8 protein-coding genes and 1 pseudogene are annotated in these 7,628 nt (G+C 68.9%); 3 read left to right on the top strand and 6 right to left on the bottom strand.

Annotation, left to right across the window (positions count from 1 at the left end):
- Positions 1-135: 135 nt before the first annotated feature.
- The gene (locus C1I97_RS26505) at positions 136-495 is read right to left on the bottom strand and encodes an FhaA domain-containing protein (RefSeq protein WP_181446922.1); all 360 of its coding nucleotides are present in this window, start codon (positions 493-495) and stop codon (positions 136-138) included.
- Positions 496-868: 373 nt separating this feature from the next.
- Positions 869-1,330 (bottom strand): ATP-binding protein, encoded by a 462-nt coding sequence (locus tag C1I97_RS26500; RefSeq protein WP_111005679.1) that lies wholly within the window; start codon positions 1,328-1,330, stop codon positions 869-871.
- Positions 1,331-2,219: 889 nt separating this feature from the next.
- Here C1I97_RS26500 and C1I97_RS40135 point away from each other — a divergent pair.
- Positions 2,220-2,375, top strand: coding sequence for a hypothetical protein (locus C1I97_RS40135; protein ID WP_171987478.1), 156 nt, complete (start codon positions 2,220-2,222; stop codon positions 2,373-2,375).
- A gap of 493 nt (positions 2,376-2,868) precedes the next feature.
- Positions 2,869-3,652, top strand: a pseudogene (trhA, locus tag C1I97_RS26490) (PAQR family membrane homeostasis protein TrhA).
- Between the two features lie 110 nt (positions 3,653-3,762).
- Here trhA and C1I97_RS26485 read toward each other — a convergent pair.
- From C1I97_RS26485 to C1I97_RS26470, 4 genes are all read right to left on the bottom strand, one after another.
- On the bottom strand, positions 3,763-4,116 hold the full coding sequence (locus C1I97_RS26485) for an SCO5918 family protein (protein ID WP_111005677.1): 354 nt from the start codon (positions 4,114-4,116) through the stop codon (positions 3,763-3,765).
- Between the two features lie 49 nt (positions 4,117-4,165).
- Positions 4,166-4,570, bottom strand: coding sequence for a CBS domain-containing protein (locus C1I97_RS26480; protein WP_111005676.1), 405 nt, complete (start codon positions 4,568-4,570; stop codon positions 4,166-4,168).
- 46 nt (positions 4,571-4,616) lie between these two features.
- Positions 4,617-6,113 carry a DEAD/DEAH box helicase gene (locus C1I97_RS26475; RefSeq protein ID WP_111005675.1) on the bottom strand — a complete coding sequence of 499 codons (1,497 nt, stop codon included), beginning with the start codon at positions 6,111-6,113 and terminating at the stop codon, positions 4,617-4,619.
- A 357-nt stretch (positions 6,114-6,470) separates the two neighbouring features.
- Positions 6,471-6,674: a cold-shock protein gene (locus C1I97_RS26470; protein ID WP_023586105.1), complete on the bottom strand. Its 204-nt coding sequence runs from the start codon at positions 6,672-6,674 to the stop codon at positions 6,471-6,473.
- Between the two features lie 490 nt (positions 6,675-7,164).
- On the opposite strand from C1I97_RS26470, the gene C1I97_RS26465 reads away from it, so the two are divergent.
- Positions 7,165-7,401, top strand: coding sequence for a hypothetical protein (locus tag C1I97_RS26465; protein ID WP_111005674.1), 237 nt, complete (start codon positions 7,165-7,167; stop codon positions 7,399-7,401).
- The last annotated feature ends 227 nt before the right edge of the window (positions 7,402-7,628 follow it).

The following is a 7,628-nucleotide window of genomic DNA, read 5'->3' as shown; positions in this document are numbered from 1 at the left end:
GGCACCCTGAACACTGCCGCCGGCCACGGCAAGCGACACGCGGTCCATGGTCTCGATCAGGTGATCCATCGTCGTACTCATCAGGTGACTCCTTCGGGGAGATGCACACCTGATTCATGACACTCCCGGTCCTGGCTAGCATTCCCGTCTCCTTGCCGGAGCGATGCGGCTGTGGACGCGGAACCGGACGGCCGTATCGTCGGGCGCGGGGCGCAGGTCGATGGCGACAGGGCCGACGAAGGTGTATCCCTGTTCGGCGGCGTGGCGGCGCACCTGGCCGGCGAGGGCGGGTGCCACCGGCACAGGGCTGGCCGCGATCAGCCGGTGGATCTCCGGGAGCAGTTCGATGACGAAGGCATTGGGTGCCACGACGCGTTGCCGGCCGATGATCAGGGCATTCTCGTCGCACTGCCGTAAAAGCGTGGTCAACGCTTCGCCCTGCTCATGCCTGGCCGGCAGCATGCGACGCCACATACTCGTCGTCCGCTGCTCCATGAGGCGTTCGCTTGTCCCGAGGAATCCCATCGAAGGCGCCTGCCCCACCGCGCCCTGAGCAGGCTCACCCGCATGGGTGCACGTCGGTATGAGGGGTCCCGACTCTGCCGGGTGCGCACGGGAGTGGGGAACCAACGCTTGGGCCGAGACTGGCTCTGCGAGAACTACGCCAACCCTCCATGCGAAGCGTTACGACCGCGTCCGTGCGACGCTGGCGTGCGGCGCGTGCCGGACGGGAGGGGAGGGCTGAGGCCGCGGACCGGAACGCGCTCGAGTGCGATTGCCCGTCGGCCGACGGGGCCGACGGACCTGTGCCGCGGAATCGGGCACTGAGGAGATTCGGAGACAGCTCGGCAACCGGGTCGGTCACAGGTCACATCAGTCGCCCTGCCGGGTGCCCGCCGGGATCGTCGGCCAGCACGATGGCGGTTTTGACGCGTTTACCCACCGGCTCGCGACGGATCTCGAAGGTGCGGCACACGGCCATCACGATCTCCAGGCCGTGCTTGCCGACCCGGTTCGGGTCGGTCGCCTGGGGCATCGGCAGGCCCGGGTCGCTGTCCCAGACGCTGATCTCCACGGCACCGTCGTTGATCTCCAGGTCCAGCAGGCACGGGCCGGGCGCGTACTTGTGCGCGTTGGTCACCAGTTCGCTGACCACCAGCTCCGCCAGGCCCATCGCGCGCTCCGACACCGGGATCCCGTGCACGGCCTGTGCCCGGGCCATGAAACGGCGGGTCACATCCCGGGCCTCCCCGATGCGCTCTCCGCCCTCCAGGGCGACCGCGGACAGCAACGGGCGGCTGGCCAGCGACTGATCCGCGTCTTCGTGCACCGCTGGCCCCATACCGCCACCCTTGTCCTGAGCAATCCGGCTTAAGGACGCCCAACTACCCTCAAACCCCGACTACATGCAACCCTCGTGTCACGGTTGCATAAATCACTCAAGTACGGTGCGTCGTCAGGTGGGGAACGTCGGTGGGGGAGAGGTCGGGGCGGCGCCATGCCAGCGCCGCCGGCCGGAGGTGGACATCCATACCGACTTCCACCACCAGCACCGGGTTCCACCAGCGTGTCGTCCCCCTGATCCAGGCTGCCCCCGTAGGCGCTCGACGTCGTGGGTGTACTGGCGCAGTTGTACCGTTCCACCCGCAAGAAGTGACCCGGGAGACCACCGGCCTGTGGCGCGCAGGAACCGGCTGGACTGTCGCAGTCCGGGCCGCCTCAGACCCGACCATGAGGCCGACCACGGCACCGCGCGACCCCGACCACAGCTACGCGCGCGGCATGCCCGAAGCGGCACATGTTTCGACCGAGCAATCTGATGTGTGCCGGTATGAACGTGATCGACATCCCCGACGATCTGGTGCGGACGCAAGCCGCCTGGAGCGCCACCTACGACGCGCTCGCCGCACCTTGCCCCGTGGCACCACCGTCCCGCCCTGCGCCGTCGCCTCTGCGGCGATATGAAGGGGACAAGCCTCGGGTGACGGGCCGGACTGTACGGCCAACGCCAGGGGCTAAGCGCTGTCCATGGTGAGTTCCATGGGGCAGAAAGGGGGCTAGTGGGACGTCCTTGCCGGGACCGTGCTGCTGGGTGTCCGTCAGGTGGCAGGTGATCCCATGCTGTCCGCGACCCAGGACTGTCCTCCGTCTGGGCGAGGGTCCTCGTCTTCTGGGCGACATCCCTTTAGCGTGGGCGGCAGCCGCCGAAGGGAGGCGCCATGTCGGACGATCCGACGGGCCCGTTGGGTACGGCAATGCGGGAGGTCACGTTCCCGGACCAGTCTCGCGGGATCATCTTGGTGCGGGCAGGAACACCGCAGGACGAGGCCGAGGCAATGGCCGCCCGTGTGTGGGCCGAGATGCCGGAAGGCTGACCTGCATGAACGCAGGTAACCCGTACCGTCCTCCAGCACTTTCCTGAGCCGTCGGCCATGGACCGGAACCAGCCGTACGAACCCCGCACCGGTGCATGGCGCCACCTATACGCGTCAATCGCCTGGGACGGAGGCGCGGTAGCGGTCTCTGCGACGAGGTCGAGGCCACTCAGGGTGATAGAGGCCGCGCCGTGTTCCGCAGCCTGGTGCGCCTGCTGGCTGTCCACGAGAACACCGAGGGGGAAGCCGTCCACATCTTGCCCGGCGCGCGTTGCCGGGTGGAGTGCAGGTGGTGAAGGACTGGCTCGCCGAAGGCGGCCGGGGAGACCTCGTCGGCCAGCCGACTTACACGGCTTTCACTGACCCAGCGGCGGCAGGTCGCCGGCACCGGCGCTTCCTTGAGGCAGCACTGACCCCGCCTGGCGATGGCGGTCTGGCGGTGGGGGCTCGACCTTCGGCAAGGCTGTTTCGGGCAGGCTTCTAGCATGATCAGATGGTTTTCGATGATGCCCATAGGACCGAGACAGCACGGGGAGTTGTGGCGGGGGAGGCTGTAGCCGGTCTCCCCGGCGGATCACACCGTGGCGATGCCGAGGAGAACTCTCGTCCTGTTGCCGACCTGGCCGGGTGGGCGGCGGACCTGGTCGAGCCGGTCAAGCCGAAGCTGCGTGGCTGGCTCCACGCCGCGATGGTCCCTGCCTCGTTGAGTGCCGGCATCGTCCTGATCTGCCTGGCCCGGACGCCGGCGACCTGGGCCTGTGCCGTGTACGCCGTGACTGCCTGGCTGCTGTTCGGGACGAGCGCCGTCTACCATCTGGGCACCTGGGGGCCGCTGGGCGAGGCCGTTCTGCGTCGTCTCGACCACGCCAACATCTTTCTGATCATCGCGGGAACCTGCACGCCTTTGGCCGTGCTCCTTTCTCCTTTCTCCTGACCGGCAGGCTCTGCTGCTGTGGATCGTGTGGACGGGTGCACTGGCCGGCATCGCCTTCCGTGTCCTGTGGGTCAAAGCTCCCCGCTGGCTGTACACCCCCTGTTACCTGGCCCTGGGGTGGGCACCGGTGCGTTACCTGCCCGACTTCCTGCACACCGGCGGGGCGGCCGTAGTCACCCTGATAGTGACCGGCGGTCTCCTCTACAGCGCGGGCGCGGTGGTGTACGCGGTCCAGCGCCCCAACCCCTCGCCCCGCTGGTTCGGTTTCCACGAGGTGTTCCACGCCCTGACCGTGGCAGCCTTCACCGCGCACTACATAGCCATCTCCCTCGCCGTCTACTGACCCCAGTAGCAGGAACTGCCCCTGCGTCACGGGGCCGTCGCCCCACTCGCGCACCGATCGGGGAATGCGGCACGCAGTGAGGGCCCGACCGGCGCGCGCCGGTCGAGCCCTCACCGCTGTTCTGGTGTCAGCGCGCGCCTGTCGCGTCGGTCAGACGGACAGGTGGGGGGGGCGCCGAGCATCGCGGAAGCCCGCTGCAACGGGCTTTCGATGCGCGCGGGGGCGGCCTCGGGCAGGGTGCGGCAGGTGAAGCCGAGCCGGGCCATGGCCCTCAGGACTTCGCCGGCGCTGAAGTCGCGGCGGTCCTGGCGGGTGGTGACCTGGCCGACCTGCTTGGCGGGGTAGTGGCGTCGTCCGATGATCACGGAGTCGCCGGTGACCGGTTCGGGCTTGATGCCCTTCATCGATTCCAGCACGCCGCTCTTGGTCAGCTCGAACGGGAAGCGGGCGATGACACAGCGCATGATGCCTCACAGGGGAAGGGGAGACGGGGCCGAGTGTGGTGAGGGCGGTTCAGCGGGAGAGGGCGCGCACGCCCGGGGCGCTGCCGTGTTCTTCGGCCATGGGCAGGGTCCCGAGCGGCCGGTGGCGCATCGCGTGCTGGGCTTCGGTCCTCGTGGTCGGCGGGGAGGCGAAGGGCCCGAAGTCGCCGGCGATGTCACCGAGGCGGAGCCGGTCGGTGTATCCGGAGCTGTCCCGGACGGCGGTGAGTCGGGCCCGGGTGACCAGGCCGACGCACCGGGCGTCTTCGTCGCAGACGACCAGATGCTCCGCACGTGCGGCGGCCATCACGGACAGCGCCACCTCGACGGTCATGTCGTACCAGACCTGCGGGCCGGCCGCGTCCATGACGTCGATCACCGTGCCGTGCAATGGGCGAGCGCTTACGGAGCGATCCTGCAACTGTCCCAGCGTCAAAGGGTGCCTCCTGCGCAGACGGGCGGGGTTCCTGATCAGGACGGTTCTAGGCGGCCGCACCGGCCGTGGACTGGAGTGCGGGGGCACGCCGGGTCGCCGAGGCGGGGCGGCGTCGGCCGCGAGAGGTGGCACCGCGCTTCTTGGGGCGTTCGGCCACCGGGGCGGTGATGACGACCGGGATGCCGGTCGGGGCCTGGGCTCCGGTGATCCGGCTGAGGGCCTCGTCGCCCGAGCTGACTTGGGTGGTCTGCGGCCGGATCCCGGCGTCCGACATGAGGCGGACCATGCCGCGGCGCTGGCTCGGTGTGACGAGCGTGACGACGCTGCCGGACTCGCCGGCGCGGGCCGTGCGGCCGCCGCGGTGGAGGTAGTCCTTGTGGTCGGTCGGCGGGTCGACGTTGACGACGAGGTCGAGGTTGTCGATGTGGATGCCGCGCGCCGCGACGTTGGTCGCCACCAGCACGGTGACGTGTCCGGTCTTGAACTGCGCCAGGGTGCGGGTGCGCTGCGGCTGGGACTTGCCGCCGTGCAGGGCGGCGGCCCGTACTCCGCTGTTGAGCAGGTCGTGCGTCAGCCTGTCGACGGCGTGCTTGGTGTCCAGGAACATGATCACGCGGCCGTCGCGGGCGGCGATCTCGGTGGTGGCCGCGTGCTTGTCGGCGCCGTGGACGTGCAGTACGTGGTGCTCCATCGTCGTGACGGCGCCCGCCGAGGGGTCGACGGAGTGCACGACGGGATCGGTCAGGTAGCGGCGTACGAGCAGGTCGACGTTGCGGTCGAGGGTGGCGGAGAACAGCATGCGCTGGCCTTCCGGGCGGACCTGGCCGAGCAGGGCGGTGACCTGCGGCATGAAGCCCATGTCGGCCATCTGGTCGGCCTCGTCCAGCACGGTGACGGCGACCTGGTCCAGTCGGCAGTCGCCGCGGTCGATGAGGTCCTTGAGGCGTCCCGGTGTGGCGACCACGACCTCGGCGCCACCGCGCAGCGCGCTCACCTGCCTGCCGATCGGCATCCCGCCCACCACCGTGGCCAGCCGCAGCTTCACGGAGCGGGCGTACGGGGCGAGCGCGTCGGTCACCTGCTGCGCCAGCTCCCGCGTCGGTACGAGGATCAGCCCCAGCGGCTGCCGGGGCTCGGCCCGCCGTCCGGCCGTGCGGGCCAGCAGGGCCAGCCCGAAGGCGAGGGTTTTCCCCGAGCCGGTACGGCCCCGGCCGAGGACGTCGCGGCCGGCGAGGGAGTTCGGCAGGGTCGCGGCCTGGATCGGGAACGGCACGGTCACACCCTGTTTGCCGAGCGCGGCCAGCAGTTCCCCGGGCATGTCGAGATCGGCGAAGCCCTCCACAGCGGGAAGCGCGGGAGTGATCGTCCTGGGCAGCGCGAACTCCCCCTGGACGGCGGCGGGCCGGCGGCCATAACCGCCGGAGCGGCTCGGTCCGGCCGACCGGCGCGGCGCCGGCGAACCGAAGCGGCTGCCGCTCCTTCCGGAGTCGGCACTGCCATTACGGGCGCGGGCGAAGCGGTCGTTCGTGCGTGTGCGGTTCATGCGGAACCTTCCTCGATGCGGCACATATCAAGGAATTCCCGAAGCAATGAGCAGCACGGAGAATCGCAAGAATGAACCGGCGGGCCTTAAAAGCGAAACTGGCCAACAGAAAATCTGTGCGGGCGCAGGCGCTGGAATGATTGGGTGCGGTGTGGGCTCGATATTCGAAGCGTCCACTGCGCTGTAGCTACGAAGGGATGCGTCTGCACCCCCGAAGGGACGAATCTCGTGCGGTGAGCCGAAAATGTCCGAGTTGTCGTCCACAGGCGCAGGCGAAATCACTGCGGGAAACGCATGCAGCTGGGGCCCGCACCCCGAAGGATGCGGGCCCCAGCTACAAGTATGTGACAGTCAGCGTCAGGCGGGAACGATGTTCTCGGCCGTCGGGCCCTTCTGGCCCTGCGCGATGTCGAAGCTCACCTTCTGGCCCTCCAGCAGCTCGCGGAAGCCCTGGGCGGCGATGTTCGAGTAGTGGGCGAACACGTCAGCGCCGCCACCGTCCTGCTCGATGAAGCCGAAGCCCTTTTCCGCGTTGAACCACTTCACGGTACCAGCAGCCATGTCATATCTCCTTTGGGGCAGTGCATACGGGATCCGCACCGTGCGAACCTCGTGTCGCCGCGATGATCACCCCGTCCGGAAAAAGACCGGAGATACAAAAGCGCTTCCAGCGGCACAGGGCCGACCGGAGCACTTGAAGTTTCGGGAACCACAACTGCAACTGACATCGACAGTAGCACGCCGCAGCAGCCACTGTGCGGTGAAGAACGCCACCCTGCTTATTACGGCAGAGAATCTATCCGCATGCTCGGGTGAAATCTCAGCCCGCGGGCACAGATATTGCCCCACCCGCGCGACGCGATATTTTGCGTGCCGCGCTTGCGTGATCCGGCCCCCCACCACGCTCTCCGCTACTTCACGGGTCACACCGCCGCGGGGGCAGACAGGCCCGGCCATGACGCCGACCACGCCCGGCGCGACCCCCGACCACGGCTCCGGTCGGGGTGTGTCCGATGTGACACCGAATTCGAATAGAAGATCCAATTCTGGTATGGATGTGACCGACTTCCCCGACGACCTGGTGCAGACGCAAGCCGCCTGGAACGCCACCTACGACGCGCTCGCCGCACCCCGCCCCAGCGATACCACCGCCCTGCGCCGCCGCCTGCTGCGCCTGTCCGCACGCCTGTGGTGGCACCCCTACTGGGACACCGCCCGCTCGGCACCGGCGGCGCGCACCGAGCTGCGGCAGCTGACCCGCGCCAGGCGGGCCGTCCAGGCGGCGTGACCGCGCGCCTCGGTCGACCAGGAGCACGGGGTTGCGCCAAGGGTTGCGCCTATCTGTTGCGCTGGACGTTGCGCCAAGGGTTGCGCTAGGTGTTGCGCGGCCCGCAGGACCGTCCCCGCGTCCGCGCAGGTCACCACGCCGTTTTGACGTGGTCGGCCCTGCTGACATCCCCGTTGCGGCTGCTCTGCCCATGTCCCTTGGCTGGAGTGAAGGAGGAAGGGACGGGC

The organism is Streptomyces sp. NTH33 (assembly GCF_003236365.1).
In the GTDB taxonomy this organism is placed as follows: Bacteria; Actinomycetota; Actinomycetes; order Streptomycetales; family Streptomycetaceae; genus Streptomyces.
This window is presented reverse-complemented; position numbering and strand designations above follow the sequence as displayed.

What these genes read in the sequence shown, in the direction of transcription:
- C1I97_RS26475 (WP_111005675.1), bottom strand. Translation starts at nt 6,113, where the DNA reads ATGAACCGCACACGCACGAACGACCGCTTCGCCCGCGCCCGTAATGGC.
- C1I97_RS40135 (WP_171987478.1), top strand. Translation starts at nt 2,220, where the DNA reads ATGTCGGACGATCCGACGGGCCCGTTGGGTACGGCAATGCGGGAGGTC.
- C1I97_RS26485 (WP_111005677.1), bottom strand. Translation starts at nt 4,116, where the DNA reads ATGCGCTGTGTCATCGCCCGCTTCCCGTTCGAGCTGACCAAGAGCGGC.
- C1I97_RS26465 (WP_111005674.1), top strand. Translation starts at nt 7,165, where the DNA reads ATGGATGTGACCGACTTCCCCGACGACCTGGTGCAGACGCAAGCCGCC.
- C1I97_RS26470 (WP_023586105.1), bottom strand. Translation starts at nt 6,674, where the DNA reads ATGGCTGCTGGTACCGTGAAGTGGTTCAACGCGGAAAAGGGCTTCGGC.
- C1I97_RS26505 (WP_181446922.1), bottom strand. Translation starts at nt 495, where the DNA reads ATGGAGCAGCGGACGACGAGTATGTGGCGTCGCATGCTGCCGGCCAGG.